The 12,618-nt window shown below is 59.5% G+C and carries 14 protein-coding genes and 1 tRNA gene; 5 read left to right on the top strand and 10 right to left on the bottom strand.

Features of this window, described 5'->3' with window-relative positions:
- Nucleotides 1–1,170: NAD(P)/FAD-dependent oxidoreductase (locus Q0239_RS05900; protein ID WP_298599819.1), on the top strand; the 1,170-nt coding region annotated here is incomplete at its 5' end.
- A gap of 33 nt (nt 1,171–1,203) precedes the next feature.
- Here the strand turns inward: Q0239_RS05900 and typA are convergent.
- Nucleotides 1,204–3,024, bottom strand: coding sequence for a translational GTPase TypA (gene typA / locus Q0239_RS05905; protein WP_298599822.1), 1,821 nt, complete (start codon nt 3,022–3,024; stop codon nt 1,204–1,206).
- An 87-nt stretch (nt 3,025–3,111) separates the two neighbouring features.
- On the opposite strand from typA, the gene Q0239_RS05910 reads away from it, so the two are divergent.
- Nucleotides 3,112–4,080 (top strand): bile acid:sodium symporter family protein, encoded by a 969-nt coding sequence (locus tag Q0239_RS05910; protein ID WP_298599825.1) that lies wholly within the window; start codon nt 3,112–3,114, stop codon nt 4,078–4,080.
- On the opposite strand, the gene Q0239_RS05915 is transcribed toward Q0239_RS05910, so the two are convergent.
- Both Q0239_RS05915 and Q0239_RS05920 read right to left on the bottom strand, forming a co-directional pair.
- The gene (locus tag Q0239_RS05915; protein WP_298599828.1) at nt 4,067–6,574 is read right to left on the bottom strand and encodes an FtsX-like permease family protein; all 2,508 of its coding nucleotides are present in this window, start codon (nt 6,572–6,574) and stop codon (nt 4,067–4,069) included. The genes Q0239_RS05910 and Q0239_RS05915 overlap by 14 nt on opposite strands.
- On the bottom strand, nt 6,571–7,242 hold the full coding sequence (locus tag Q0239_RS05920) for an ABC transporter ATP-binding protein (RefSeq protein WP_298599852.1): 672 nt from the start codon (nt 7,240–7,242) through the stop codon (nt 6,571–6,573). Before Q0239_RS05920 ends, Q0239_RS05915 begins: the two co-directional genes overlap by 4 nt.
- Before the next feature lie 42 nt (nt 7,243–7,284).
- Between Q0239_RS05920 and Q0239_RS05925 the strand changes: the two genes are divergently transcribed.
- The 3 genes from Q0239_RS05925 to Q0239_RS05935 all read left to right on the top strand — a co-directional run bounded on the left by Q0239_RS05925 (nt 7,285) and on the right by Q0239_RS05935 (nt 10,026).
- Nucleotides 7,285–7,980 carry an arylesterase gene (locus tag Q0239_RS05925; RefSeq protein WP_298599830.1) on the top strand — a complete coding sequence of 232 codons (696 nt, stop codon included), beginning with the start codon at nt 7,285–7,287 and terminating at the stop codon, nt 7,978–7,980.
- A 111-nt stretch (nt 7,981–8,091) separates the two neighbouring features.
- Nucleotides 8,092–9,303 (top strand): toxic anion resistance protein, encoded by a 1,212-nt coding sequence (locus tag Q0239_RS05930; protein WP_298599833.1) that lies wholly within the window; start codon nt 8,092–8,094, stop codon nt 9,301–9,303.
- Between the two features lie 3 nt (nt 9,304–9,306).
- Complete coding sequence (locus Q0239_RS05935) at nt 9,307–10,026, top strand: hypothetical protein (protein WP_298599835.1); 720 nt, start codon at nt 9,307–9,309, stop codon at nt 10,024–10,026.
- Nucleotides 10,027–10,040: 14 nt separating this feature from the next.
- Here Q0239_RS05935 and Q0239_RS05940 read toward each other — a convergent pair.
- The 7 genes from Q0239_RS05940 to Q0239_RS05970 form a co-directional block, all read right to left on the bottom strand.
- Nucleotides 10,041–10,114: transfer RNA gene (locus tag Q0239_RS05940), tRNA-Gln, on the bottom strand.
- Nucleotides 10,115–10,127: 13 nt separating this feature from the next.
- A complete protein-coding gene (locus Q0239_RS05945; protein WP_298599837.1) occupies nt 10,128–10,337 on the bottom strand; it encodes a hypothetical protein in 210 nt (69 codons plus the stop codon).
- Nucleotides 10,334–10,552: a hypothetical protein gene (locus Q0239_RS05950; RefSeq protein WP_298599840.1), complete on the bottom strand. Its 219-nt coding sequence runs from the start codon at nt 10,550–10,552 to the stop codon at nt 10,334–10,336. The genes Q0239_RS05945 and Q0239_RS05950 overlap by 4 nt, the downstream gene beginning before the upstream one ends.
- Nucleotides 10,549–11,820 carry a hypothetical protein gene (locus tag Q0239_RS05955; protein WP_298599842.1) on the bottom strand — a complete coding sequence of 424 codons (1,272 nt, stop codon included), beginning with the start codon at nt 11,818–11,820 and terminating at the stop codon, nt 10,549–10,551. Before Q0239_RS05955 ends, Q0239_RS05950 begins: the two co-directional genes overlap by 4 nt.
- Nucleotides 11,817–12,008, bottom strand: coding sequence for a hypothetical protein (locus Q0239_RS05960; RefSeq protein ID WP_298599845.1), 192 nt, complete (start codon nt 12,006–12,008; stop codon nt 11,817–11,819). Before Q0239_RS05960 ends, Q0239_RS05955 begins: the two co-directional genes overlap by 4 nt.
- A gap of 75 nt (nt 12,009–12,083) precedes the next feature.
- Entirely contained in the window at nt 12,084–12,377 is a 294-nt protein-coding gene (locus tag Q0239_RS05965; protein ID WP_298599847.1) for a hypothetical protein, read from the bottom strand.
- Nucleotides 12,374–12,616 (bottom strand): DUF2312 domain-containing protein, encoded by a 243-nt coding sequence (locus Q0239_RS05970; protein WP_298599850.1) that lies wholly within the window; start codon nt 12,614–12,616, stop codon nt 12,374–12,376. Before Q0239_RS05970 ends, Q0239_RS05965 begins: the two co-directional genes overlap by 4 nt.
- Nucleotides 12,617–12,618: the final 2 nt, after the last annotated feature.

Here is a 12,618-nt window from a genome sequence, read left to right on the forward strand (position 1 = left end):
GGCGGGGCGGGCCTGATGGCTGCGCTGACGGCGGGGCAACGCGGGCGGCGCGTGCTGGTGATCGATCATGCTTCGGGTCCCGGCAAGAAAATCCTGATTTCCGGCGGCGGGCGGTGCAATTTCACCAATGTGAATGCGACCAGCCAGAACGCGCAGGAACGCTACATCTCCGCCAACCCGCATTTCGCCAAATCTGCACTGGGGCGATATGAGCCGCAGGATTTCATCGATCTAGTCGCCTCGCACGGCATTGCCTTTCATGAAAAGACGCTTGGGCAGTTGTTTTGCGATGGCAGCGCTCGGCAAATCGTTTCGATGCTGATGGACGAATGTGACAAGGCTGTTGTGTTTGGCGGCCGCGTCGATTTTGCCTTTGGTCTGGATGTACGAGATGTGTCGCATGACGGCAGCAGTTTCCGCGTTGCCTATGGCAATCTGTCTGCAAATGCGCCGCGCCTGATTGTCGCGACGGGAGGACCCAGCATTCCCAAAATGGGCGCGACCGGATTTGCTTATGATCTCGCCCGCCAGTTCGGGTTGAAAATCGTCGAACAGCGCCCGGCGCTAGTGCCGCTGACGCTGGGCGGCGACGACGTACTGTTCCGCGAATTGTCGGGCGTGTCCGCTGAAGTAATTGCAACCGCCGGAAAGGTCGCCTTTCGCGAGGCTGCTTTATTTACGCATCGGGGGCTATCAGGCCCTGCCATCCTGCAGGCCAGCAGCTATTGGTCCAATGGCGAGCCAATAAAGGTTGATTTCCTGCCCGATGCCGATGCGGGAACGATGTTGGCTGAGGCCAAACGCGCCAACCCGCGCGCGACGGTGCGCTCTACGCTCGAAAGGCATTTGCCCGGGCGACTGGCCGAAGCCCTGGCCGGACAATTGGCGTTGAACGGCAACCTCGCCGACCAATCCGACCGCAAACTGGCCGACGCCGGCGCACGGCTGGATAGCTGGATATTCCACCCCAATGGCAGCGAAGGCTATGCCAAGGCCGAAGTCACGCGCGGCGGCGTTGCCACCGAAGGCCTGTCACAAAAGACGCTGGAGGCCAAAACCGTCCCCGGTCTGCACTTCATCGGCGAAGCTGTCGACGTTACCGGCTGGCTAGGCGGATACAACTTCCAATGGGCATGGGCGAGTGGGACCGCTGCCGCCTTGGCGGTGTAGCGGCAACAGAATGCCTTGTGCAGGAGAGGCGGTTTAAGCCGCCTCTTTCTTCCGGCTCGCCTTCTTGCGCTCATGCGGATCGAGCAGGGCCTTGCGGATGCGGATGTTCTTTGGCGTTACCTCGACCATTTCATCATCATCGATATAGGCGATGGCCTGTTCCAGCGTCATGATCTTGGGCGGGGTCAGGCGGATGGCGTCGTCCTTGCCGGTCGAACGGAAGTTCGTCAGCTGCTTTGACTTCATCGGGTTGACTTCAAGATCTTCGGGCTTCGCATTTTCGCCGATGATCATGCCTTCATACAGCGCTTCACCCGGCGATACGAACAATATGCCGCGCTCTTCCAAGGGGCCGAGTGCGTAAGCGACTGCTTCGCCATTGCCGTTTGAAATCAGAACGCCATTTTTGCGGCCTTCGATCGGGCCGCGATAGGGACCATATTTTTCGAAAAGGCGGTTCATGATGCCGGTGCCGCGCGTGTCGGACAGGAATTCGCCATGATAACCGATCAGGCCGCGCGACGGGGCGCTGAAGGTGATGCGCGTCTTGCCGCCGCCCGAGGGACGCATATCGGTCATTTCGCCTTTGCGCAGCGCCATTTTCTCGACGACGGTGCCCGAATGTTCGTCATCCACGTCAATGACGACGGTTTCATAAGGTTCGGTGCGGTTGCCGTTTTCGTCTTCGCGATACAGCACGCGCGGGCGGCTGATGCCGAGCTCGAAACCTTCGCGGCGCATCGTCTCGATAAGCACGCCGAGCTGCAGTTCGCCGCGGCCAGCGACCTCGAACGAATCCTTGTCTTCGCTTTCGGTTACCTTGATCGCGACGTTCGATTCCGCTTCGCGCTCAAGGCGATCGCGGATCATGCGGCTGGTAACCTTGGTACCTTCGCGGCCCGCCATGGGTGAATCATTCACGGAAAAACGCATCGACAGCGTCGGCGGATCGATTGGCTGCGCCTGAATTGCTTCGGTAACCGAGGTGTCGGCAATGGTGTTCGAGACGGTTGCGACCGTCAGACCGGCGATCGAAATGATGTCGCCCGCGCTGGCTTCGTCGGTCGGGACGCGATCGAGCCCCTGGAAGGTCATGATCTTCGAAGCGCGACCGGTTTCGATCACCTTACCGTCCATGTCGAGCGCATGTATCGCCTGATTGACCTTGACCGTTCCCGACTGGACGCGACCAGTGAGGATGCGGCCAAGGAAATTGTCGCGGTCGAGCAGGGTCACGAGGAAGGAGAAGGGCGCGTCGACTTCGAGAGCCGGCGGCGGCACATGCTCGACGATCTTCTGGAAGAGCGGGGTGAGCGTGCCTTCGCGCAGGTCCGGATTTTCATTGGCATAGCCGTTGCGGCCCGAAGCATAAAGCACAGGGAAATCCAGCTGCTCGTCGGTCGCATCAAGCGATACGAACAGGTCGAACACTTCGTCGAGCACTTCCTGAATGCGCTCGTCGGGACGGTCGATCTTGTTGACGACAACGATCGGGCGCAGGCCGAGCTTGAGGGCTTTGCCGGTCACGAATTTCGTCTGCGGCATCGCGCCTTCGGACGAATCGACCAGCAGGATAACGCCGTCGACCATCGAGAGGATGCGCTCCACTTCGCCGCCAAAGTCGGCGTGGCCGGGGGTGTCGACGATGTTGATCCGCGTGCCTTCCCATTCGACCGAAGTCGGCTTGGCCAGAATCGTGATCCCGCGTTCCTTTTCAAGGTCGTTCGAATCCATCGCCCGCTCTTCGACGCGCTGGTTATCGCGGAAGGTTCCGGACTGGCGGAAAAGCTGGTCAACGAGGGTTGTCTTGCCATGATCGACGTGCGCGATGATGGCGATATTACGCAGGGACATTTATCTAGCCTTTTGGGAGTGCGGTGCACAGGCACCGTCAATTGCGGGCGCCCTTAGCTTAGTTTGTGCACTGCGGCAAGGATTGCTATGCGCATCGCCATGCTTGCACGCCTGATCCCCGACCGCTTTGTGCTCCTGCTTATGGCTGCGGTGCTGCTTGGCTGGCTGTTGCCGGTATCGGGCCAGGGGTTGGCGATTGCGCAGGACGTCAGCTTCATCAGCATTTTTGCGCTGTTTTTCCTCCACGGCTTGCGACTGCCGCGTCACGAAGTGGTCAAGGCCGCACGCAGCTGGAAGGTTCAGGGGGCGATGTTGGCGTTTAGTTTTGTTGTCCTGCCGCTGGCCGGGTTGGCGCTGGCAAAAGGGGCAGGGTGGATGCTGCCTGCGGCTTTGGTGACGGGATTGGTATATTGTGCGATGCTGCCATCGACGGTGCAGTCGGCGATCAGTTACAGCTCTATGGGTGGCGGCAATGTGGCGGCGTCGGTGGTGGGCGCGGCGCTTTCCAATCTTGCCGGTATCGTGCTGACACCTGCGCTGGTGGCGCTGGTTTTGGGCGCGGCATCGGGAGTAACAATTGGAAGCGATACGATCATCCGCATCGCAACCATGTTGCTATTGCCCTTTGCCCTTGGCCAGATAGCACAGGGCTGGCTGGGTGGTTGGGCGCAGCGGCAAAAGGCGATGCTGTCGTTCTTTGACCGGCTGGTGATCCTGATTGCCGTCTATGTTGCCTTTGCCGGTGCGGTGAATTCGGGCAGCCTTTCGGCGCTCGATCTGGGGACGATGGCCGCGTTGTGCGCTCTGCTGGGCGTGCTGCTGGCTTTTGCCTTTGCCGGGGCGTGGTTCTTTGGAGGCTTGCTGGGGCTGGAACGCGCGGACCGGATCAGCCTCGTCTTTGCCGGTGCGCAAAAAAGCATTGCGACCGGGGCGCCGATGGCGGCGATCCTGTTCGGTGCATCGGCAGGGCTGATCGTTCTGCCCGCCATCATCTACCATATGGCGCAATTGCTGCTGTCCGCACCGCTGGCGGCGCGCTTGGCTAGAGGCTCCTGAGCGCTTCAGCCGGTCGCGCGGCCAGTATCGGCAGCGATCCCAACATGCCCAGCGCAAAGGTCAATCCCGCGCCTCCGATCAACGTCCACGCCAGCGTCGCCGGGTCCGGGGCGAAGGTGAAATCGAAGATTTGCACGATCACATACCAGCCCGCACCCAACCCAAGCGCCAGCGCGACAAGACCAAGCACCGCCGCGAGAATCGCATATTCCAATGCCTGCGCGCCCAATATCTGCCGCCGCGTCGCTCCGAGCAGCTTCATGATGACGCTGTCGTAAACGCGGCTCTGCCGGGCTGCGGCAATTGCGCCGACGAGCACGGCAATGCCGGCAAGAATGGCGATGGAAGCTGCGGCCGCGATCGCCTGCGCCATTTGCTGAAGCAGTACCGTTACCTGACTGACTACTTCTCCCACCTCGATCAGCGATGAAGAGGGGAAAGCGGGTGGTATCGATTTGGCCAGTGCGCGTTCGGCCTTGGCTGGAACGGTTAGTGTCGCGACCATGCTATGCGGCGCAGCGTCGAAGGTTCCAGGCGAGAAAACCAGCGCATAGTTGAGCCCGAAATTCTCCCACTTCACTTCGCGCAGCGAGGCGATTTTGGTGGGGATCTCGACGCCGAGAACACTGACGGTCAGGCTGTCGCCAACGCCGACGCTGAGTGATTCTGCCACGCGCACGTCGAGCGACACCAAAGCTGGGCCTTTATAGTCGGCTGGCCACCATTCGCCCGCGATAACCTCGCTGCCTTCAGGAACAATGGGACTGTAAGTCAGGCCCCGGTCGCCGTTGAGCACCCAAGCGCCTTCGGGAAGTTCCTCCAATTGGTCCACTCGCTGGCCGCCAAATTCGACGATGGTACCGCGCAAGGAGGGGATGAGGTTGATTTCGGCATCAGGCGCTTCCTTGCGGACCATCGCCGAGAATTCTTCCGTCCGCTCGCGCGGGATATCGAGCGCGAAAAAGCTTGGTGCCCGTTCCGGGACGCTGTTCTGGATTTCGTGGTTGATGCTCGTCTGGATCGCCGCGAGCGTGACGAACAGGGTGAGGCCAAGCCCCAGCGCGATCACCAGCGCCTGTGTGTGCGATCCTGGGCGATGCAGGTTGGTAAGAGCCAAACGCGGCAATGGGGCCTTAGGGCGGGGTATGCGCAACGCGACCGCCCGCATTACCCAGGCAATCGCCCCAAGCAGCAGCAGTAAAGCGAAAGCCGCGCCAATGAACCCCAACGAGAAAATCGGTTCGCGGGCGGTTCCAACCGCCAGTGCCACTATCGCTACAATGCAAGCTGTTACCCAGATAGCTGTACGGCGGTCGATGCGTTTGGCGCCTTCGACGACCGAACGGTACAATCCGGCGGCGGGCACGGTGCGGGCACGGGCGAGGGGAGGGAGAGCGAAGGCGAAGGCAATCAGCAGACCGTATATCGCGCTAATGATGAGAGGCAGGGGGTGCAGGGTGAAACCGGGCGCAACGGGCAGGATATCGCCTGATACCCAGCCTATCGCCATCGGCATCACACTTCCTACCGCAAGCCCAACAACGATAGCCGCAATCGCCACTGCGAAAATCTGCATCATGTAGATGCGGAAAATAATGCCGCTATCCGCGCCAGTGACCTTCAGCGTGGCAATCCCCGCGCGCTTGCTCTCCAGATAGCTGCCCACGCCGTTGCCCACACCAATGCCCGCAATCACCAATGCAGCAAGGCCGACCAAGGTTAGAAACTGTCCCATGCGCTCGATAAAGCGGCGTGTACCCGGCGCGCCATTGGATCGGTCAGTGATATCCCACCCGGCGGATGGAAATTGCTGTTCGAGTGATTTGGCGACTGCTTCTGGATCGGCGCTGGTTGGCAATTTGATGCGATACTTGCTTTCAAACATGCTCCCGGGCTGGATCAGTTTTGTATCGGCAAGCGAATCCGGCGCGACGATTGCCACAGGCCCCAATGTGAAGCCCTCGCCAAGTCGATCAGGTTCCTCCGCGATGATCCCGCTTACCTTGAAACTGGCTTCGCCAAATCGGACAGCGTCGCCAATCGCTAGGTTGAAGCGATCGGCCAGTGCTTCACCGATGTAGATTTCACCGCGTACCGGTGCTGACGCGACTTTGCCCCCCTGCAAAAGAAACTTGCCATAGAGCGGATAGGCATCGTCCACCGATTTCAGTTCGGCAAGCACACTGTCGCTGCCCTCCGGGCCGATCGCCATGGCGCGCAGGCGGACAGTTTCCGAGACTGTCCCGACCGCCGCAAAGGCCTTCAACTCAGCCTCACTCGCTTCGCGCTGGGCGATGCCGATTTCGATATCGCCGCCAAGGATGGTCTGGCCGCGGCGTGACAACTCCTCGGTGATGCTCGCCGTCAGGCTGCCAATGGCTGCCAGCGTGGCGACGCCGAGGAAAAGGCAAACCGCAAGCAGCCGCAATCCGCGAATGCGCGCGGAGAGATCGCGGCGGGCTATGCGCCATAGGCTGGCCAGCGAGAGGCTCAAGCGGCGCTCTCCACCACATGGCCATCCTGCATGGCGATTACGCGATCACAACGTGCGGCCAAGGCTGGATCATGGGTGATGATCAGCAGTGTCGCTCCGAGCGCGGCCCGCCGTTCAAACAACAGGTCGATTATCGATGAGCCCGTTGAGCCATCGAGATTGCCGGTAGGTTCGTCGGCGAAGATGATCTTTGGCGCCGCAGCCATCGCCCGCGCAATCGCCACGCGCTGCTGTTCACCGCCGGAAAGCTGCGAGGGATAATGGGTGAGGCGGTGCCCAAGGCCGACCGCATCCAACTCCTTCGCCGCGCGCCCGAAAGGATCATCAATCCCTGCCAGTTCCATCGGCACGGCAACATTTTCCAGCGCTGTCATTGTGGGCAGCAGGTGAAAAGCCTGCAACACGATGCCGATGCGTCCGCGCCGTGCACGCGCCAGTTCGTCCTCGTCCAGTTCGGTGAAGTTTAGTCCGTCGACCACAACCGAACCGCCGCTTGCTCTCTCCAGTCCGGCCAGAACGGCCATCAGTGAACTCTTGCCTGAACCTGATGGTCCAAGCAGAGCAACGCTGACGCCATAAGGCACCTCCAGGTCGACGCCGCGCAAAATCGATACAGGCGCATCACTGGCACCAAGCGTGAGGGTGACATTCGACGCCCGTATCGCCATATCGGGCGCGTCAGATTTTGCTGCGGACAAGGAGAGTTCCTTATGAAGACGAATTTTGCCTTATATGGTGTGGCTTTACTGCTTGTCCAAGCCCTAACAGCATGCGGGTCTTCACCCGTAACCGTGCCCAAGGAAGAAACAGCACAAACTGCGCCTGCAAAGACCGAGGACGCGCAATATGACAAACTCGTCGTGGCTTTCGGCGACAGCCTTTATGCCGGATATCGTCTTGGCCCGACCGAGGGCTTGGCACCGCAGCTTCAGGCAGCGCTCGAAAAGGCCGGCATAAAGGCGCGCGTGCACAATGCCGGGGTGTCGGGAGACACCACTGCTGCGGGCAAGCAGCGGCTGACCTTTGTGCTCGATAATCTGGAAAAGAAGCCCGATCTGGTAGTGTTAGGGCTGGGCGGAAACGACATGTTGCGCGGTATCCAGCCCAAGGAAACTGAGGCGAACCTCAACGCCATGCTCGAAGAACTCAAGAAACGCGACATCGATGTGGTGCTTACGGGGATGCTCGCAGCCCCCAATTTGGGGCCCGATTATGCGAACGCTTTCAACCCGATCTTCCCCAAGCTGGCGAAGCAATATGATGCACCGCTTTATCCCTTTTTCCTCGACGGTGTGGTTGCCGATCCAAAGCTGATGTTGCCCGATAATATCCATCCCAATGCGCAAGGTGTGGCGAAGGTCGTCGACGGCCTTGCCCCGCTCGTCGAAAAGGCGCTCCAGCCTTGAAACGGCAGGTGTATTAAAAAAATAACACACCAAAGACCGGATTTGCTTGAAATCGCAATAACTGCGTTCCATTTATCCCCTAATATCATTGCCTGAGGAGGATCGACCCCCATGTCGACCAATGAAACCCTGATTGCCACCGAAACCGAGCTGAAGCTCACGCCTCCCGATCCTGTGCCGCCAATTGCAGCAGAAAAGGCTGTAGGCCTTGTACCAGTCGAGGATGAGGTGAAAGGCAAGCTCGCCGAAAAGGTTGAAGGCTATATCGCTGATCTGCTGGCGCAGGATGTGAATAGCCCAGAATTTGGCAAGCGCGTTGACCAGCTGACCAATATGGGCCGCAAGGAAATCATGGAGGCTGCCGGCCAATCAAACCGCTTTCTTGATCGCCCTATCCGGCAGATGGACGAAACGTCAGGCGTTGGTGCCGACTTGGCCGAACTGCGTCGTACCGTTGAAGATCTTGATCCGTCCAAGCGCGGGAACCTGACCACCAAACAGAAGCTGTTCGGCATAATCCCCTGGGGCAACAAGCTGCGCAACTATTTCGACAGCTACCAAAGTGCGCAGGGGCATATCAGCTCGATCCTCGGCCGCCTTGCCAATGGTAAGGATGAGTTGCTGATGGACAATGCTGCAATCGACGTAGAGCGGCAGAATCTGTGGAAGGCGATGGGCAAGCTCGAGCAGATGATCCTAATCTCGAAGCAGCTCGACGGGCGGCTCGAGGAGAAGGCCGCTGAATTGGAGCTTTCCGATCCGGCCAAGGCAAAGGCGATCCGCGAAACCGCGCTCTTCTATGTCCGCCAGCGCCACCAGGATTTGCTGACGCAAATGGCTGTGACGGTGCAGGGCTATCTGGCGATGGACCTCGTCAAGAAGAACAATGTCGAACTGGTAAAAGGCGTAGACCGCGCATCCACCACAACCGTGGGCGCTTTGCGCACGGCGGTGACAGTGGCACAGGCGATGACCAACCAGCGTCTGGTGCTCGGCCAGATCACCGCGCTCAACACCACCACGGCCAATATCATCGACAGCACCGGAAAGCTGCTACGCGAAAATACGGCAGCCATCCACGAACAAGCAGCGGCGTCGACCATTCCGCTCGAAACACTCAGCCGCGCGTTCCAGAATATCTATGACACGATGGACGCAATCGATACCTTCAAGGTCAAGGCGCTGGAAAGCATGAAGCAGACGTCCGAAGCACTTGAAAAGGAAGTCGAAAAATCGAAGGGTTATATCGCGCGTGCTGAAGGTGCGGCGCAGGCCAAATTGGGCGCGACCGAAACCAACCTGTTGAGTTCGCTGGAGGCGTAAGACTTGGCAAGCCCTGCAACCCAATCCGATGAAATTCTCGACAGCGCCCGCCGTTCGTTGAAGCGTGTCCGCATGGGGCCGCCCATTGGCACAAAGTCACGCGCGCTGCGCCGGGCGCATTTCTTCGGCAAGCTCGCACGCACGGGCGTTGTTGTTGGCGGCTTGCTGATCGGGGCAGGGATAGTTGGCGCAATTATCGACGGCATCGGTTTCTGGGGTGTCATGATTACTGGCGCGCTGGGCGCGGCAGCAGTCTATGCGCTGATGCGCTATCCCGAAATGCCGATGCCCACCACCGAATCCTTGCGCCAGACCGATCTCGGTACGCTTGCGGGAAAAACCGAAATCTGGCTGGAGGCGCAGCGCCCTGCTTTGCCCGCTCCGGCCATTCCCGTTGTGCAGAATATCGGCCTGCGGCTGGATGCGCTGGCACCGCAATTGCAGACACTGGCCGAAACCGATCCCGCTTCGCGCGAGGTGCGCAAGCTGGTTGGTGAGCATCTGCCTGAACTGATCAACGGATATAAACGCATCCCTGAGCCGCTGCGGCGGCAGGACAATGGCGGCAAGACGCCGGAGCAGCAGCTTATCGATGGCCTGAAGCGGATTGATCGTGAAATCGAGACGATGACCGGCCAGATCGCGCGCGGCGAACTCGATAAGCTAGCGACCCGTGAGCGCTTCCTTGAAATCCGTTACGACGGAGCAAGCGAAACCGCTTGATTCTGTAAGGAAAATGGTTCCCCGGTAAGGATTCGAACCTCAATAGACGGAGTCAGAGTCCGTAGTCTTACCGTTAGACGACCGGGGAAGAGTGGCGGCCTTTAATCGGCGGTTTTGCGTGGGTCAAGAGGTAAATCAGGCGCGCCATGCGACGATACTTCCGTCGCACATGCGACGATAGTATCATTAGGGGTTACTTCAACGACCTTGTTGCCGTCGAAGTAAATGGTCCAACCGTCACCTGTCAGCCTGCCGATTGTCTTGTCAATTAGATGGCTTTCGTCAAACCATATGCCGGTGAAGCTGGTCATGCGCCCGGGCCTTCATCTTCGGCAAAACTGCGCAGCTGGTCTGCCAAGTCATTCAGGCGTTTCCATGCCAGCACTTCGTCGTTGGTTTTTTCTTCGTTAGGGGACAGTCCAGTTCCGGGCGACCAAAGATGCAGGCATGCATCCAAATGCCCAAGAGCCTTGCAAAGTTCGGCTGCCGCAAATTGTTTGTAATTCGCTGTAGTTGAATGGTTCATCCCTCCATCCTTTCCTCGATCAGGGTGCGCTCGGCGGCGCGGGTTATGGCTTCGGCCAGCCCCATGACGGCAAAGCGGGTGTTGGCTGGCATGTAGGTGTCGATGATTTTTTGCGTATAGGCGATGCTATGGCCGCTGATCGCGGCAATGAGCGGCACGGGTACGCGCAGTTCGCCGAAATAGCACATGCCGGTGCGGCGGAAATCGCGGAATTGGGTTTCGCGGATATGCTTGGCCAGCCTCCAATCCCTGCGCAGCATTGCGCCATACCATGCGACGGCGCGCACCTGGCTGAATCGGCGCTGGAATTGCTTGTCGCTGTAGCTTTTGGCCATACGATCATCGGGCAACAGTACCATGGTCGGCACCGGCCTTGACCGGTTGGCTTTCAGCTGCGCATGGACAAGATCGCGCACCGCAGGCGGCACCGATGGCCAGACATGCACCTTTGTCTTGATCTGATCCTTTTTGAAGCCCCAGACATTGCCCTGTGTGTCGGTTAACGCGCCGCGCGCCTCGGGCGGGACGTCTGACGGGGGAATCACCTTCCAATCATTGGCGGTGTAGGCCAGCAGATCGGATTCGCGCTGCATCGTCCAGAAGCCGACCATCATGGCCAGCTTGACCGATGGCAGGCGCAAGGCATCGGCGGCGCGATCGAGAAGATCAATCGCTTCTGGCCGGATGATGTGGCTGCGCTTGTCGCTTTCGGGGATCTTCAATTTGAGCGCGGGGTTGACCGCAATCACCCCGCGATCGACGGCATATTGCATCAGGATGCGCAGCACGCGCAGCGTGTTGGCCGTCGCCGACCGCTTGCCCGAGCGCACCAGTGCATCGCGCAGTTCGAGGCAGGCCGCGCGGCTGATATGGGCGACGGGGATAGAGCCCTTGTCCGTCCATTCCATCAACTTGCCGACGCTGTGGCGATAGAGACGTTGCGTTTTGGGTGCGAGTTGCTTTCGGAAATGGTCGCTGCGCACCCAATCATCGGCGAGTTCGCGCATGGTCCGCGGACGCAGGCTGGCCATAGGTGGGCCGCCATTATGGCCGATGGCTGACTGCCCAGCCTCCCACGCAGCGATTTCTGCATTGCGGGCCTCGGCCAGCTGGATCGCCAAGGCGCGGTCGGTGCCGCAATGGAGATTGGTATAGCCCATGCGCCGTTCACGCGGCGATGGCTTCCAATTCCAGCTGACGGTGCCGTCTGCCAGTAATTGCGGGGTGAGCCCCTTTATCTTGCCGCTGGGTTTACGGGCGCGCGTCATGCCGCAGATTCCCGCTGTGCATCCAAGGCCGCCTGCAATTCATCGAGCAAGCGATTTGGCGGGGGTTGTGAGCCGTTGAGCATGCGGTTCAATGTGCGCCGGTTGACGCCATGGACAGATGCTACGGTGGCAGGGCCGCCCAGCTGGTCAACAAGGGCGGAAAAGATATCGGTTTTGGATAAGGTCAAGGTCGGCCTCCTTCTGCCAATCAATATAAGGGTTGCAGGGGCGGCATGCTGCGCCGCCGCCCCGTGCTTGTCAATTCAGTGTGGTTCGCCGTCGATCACGAACATTTCGCAAGCGCATTCATGGCAGCGTTGGAAGCCAGCCATGAACGCATCAAACCATGCCCGCTCTATCGCGGTGGGCAACAGACCGGGCCGTGACGGCGTGAAGCGAAATTCGACTTTACGTTCACCGGTTGCTTCGTTCGTTACCTGGTGCACCGAAACATCGATCGGCTTTTCAAAGCGGGCCGCAAAGGCTGCCTGCACCGATGGCACCGCCTCTTGCGCCAATGCCATCAAGGGATTGGTGGTTTCGGGAAGATCGGTCACGCCAGCCCCAGCGCGGCTTTGTAGATATCAAGGATGGACTCCATTTCCTGACGGTCGTGGGTTTCCATCTTGCGCAGGCGCACGATCTGGCGAATGACTTTCGTGTCATAGCCTTGCGATTTCGCCTCGGAATAGACGTCGCGGATATCATCGACGATGCCCTTTTTCTCTTGCTCCATCCGCTCGATACGCTCAATAAACAGGCGCAGCTGGTCGGCGGCGATATTGCCTTCACTCATGG

Origin of the sequence: uncultured Sphingorhabdus sp. (assembly GCF_937872355.1) — a bacterium.
GTDB lineage: Bacteria > Pseudomonadota > Alphaproteobacteria > Sphingomonadales > Sphingomonadaceae > Sphingorhabdus_B.

Bases quoted from the DNA above. Each gene is read 5' to 3' on its own strand.
- Q0239_RS05920 (WP_298599852.1), bottom strand. From the start codon at position 7,242: ATGGCGATACGGGCGTCGAATGTCACCCTCACGCTTGGTGCCAGTGAT.
- Q0239_RS05970 (WP_298599850.1), bottom strand. From the start codon at position 12,616: ATGAGTGAAGGCAATATCGCCGCCGACCAGCTGCGCCTGTTTATTGAG.
- Q0239_RS05925 (WP_298599830.1), top strand. From the start codon at position 7,285: ATGAAGACGAATTTTGCCTTATATGGTGTGGCTTTACTGCTTGTCCAA.
- Q0239_RS05955 (WP_298599842.1), bottom strand. From the start codon at position 11,820: ATGACGCGCGCCCGTAAACCCAGCGGCAAGATAAAGGGGCTCACCCCG.
- Q0239_RS05910 (WP_298599825.1), top strand. From the start codon at position 3,112: ATGCGCATCGCCATGCTTGCACGCCTGATCCCCGACCGCTTTGTGCTC.
- typA (WP_298599822.1), bottom strand. From the start codon at position 3,024: ATGTCCCTGCGTAATATCGCCATCATCGCGCACGTCGATCATGGCAAG.
- Q0239_RS05950 (WP_298599840.1), bottom strand. From the start codon at position 10,552: ATGAACCATTCAACTACAGCGAATTACAAACAATTTGCGGCAGCCGAA.
- Q0239_RS05930 (WP_298599833.1), top strand. From the start codon at position 8,092: ATGTCGACCAATGAAACCCTGATTGCCACCGAAACCGAGCTGAAGCTC.
- Q0239_RS05945 (WP_298599837.1), bottom strand. From the start codon at position 10,337: ATGACCAGCTTCACCGGCATATGGTTTGACGAAAGCCATCTAATTGAC.